The sequence below is a fragment of the Enterocloster sp. 210928-DFI.2.20 genome (assembly GCF_020554465.1).
GTDB classification, from domain to species: domain Bacteria; phylum Bacillota; class Clostridia; order Lachnospirales; family Lachnospiraceae; genus Enterocloster; species Enterocloster bolteae.
This window is the reverse complement of record NZ_JAJCHK010000106.1, coordinates 1-464: the sequence shown is the minus strand read 5'-3', so window position 1 is coordinate 464 and position 464 is coordinate 1. Positions and strand designations below refer to the sequence as shown.

Sequence of the window (464 nt, the reverse complement as noted above, 5' to 3'; positions counted from 1 at the left end):
TACAAAAGTAACATACTTTGAAGATTACTTCAAGCAAAAGAACTTTAATTCATCACATATCTGCAATCAAGTCTGATTGAATAAGCAACATTCTTTGAAAGCCAGATTCCTGGCCTATGATTATAAAAGGAAAGAACCACCAGCCAAAGCTGATGGTTCCCTGTGCCAGATGTTAAATGGCACTGAAGTGGTATGATTCCCCATATTGGGAAACCTCACCATGGAGGCGGAACTTGCTTTTTGGCTTCGGAGCATCTGCTTCAAAGTCAGCAGAGCAGGAACCATCCTCACTGACCTGACCGGAAACGAATTTCCAGTCAATCGAGTTGCCGGAAGCGAAGGAAACAATACGGGTCAACGCATCATTTTTCACTTCTGGCAGCCTCTTTGGCGAGATAACCATGGGGCTCACCTCCCCTGAAAGGCTGTATCGTTATACCTTTCAGTGCCATTTTAACATATAT

1 protein-coding gene is annotated in these 464 nt (G+C 43.5%); it reads right to left on the bottom strand.

The window, feature by feature from the left end:
* Nucleotides 1-172 precede the first annotated feature (172 nt).
* Nucleotides 173-373, bottom strand: a complete 201-nt coding sequence (locus LI015_RS28050; protein WP_227126787.1) for a hypothetical protein — start codon at nucleotides 371-373, stop codon at nucleotides 173-175.
* Nucleotides 374-464: the final 91 nt, after the last annotated feature.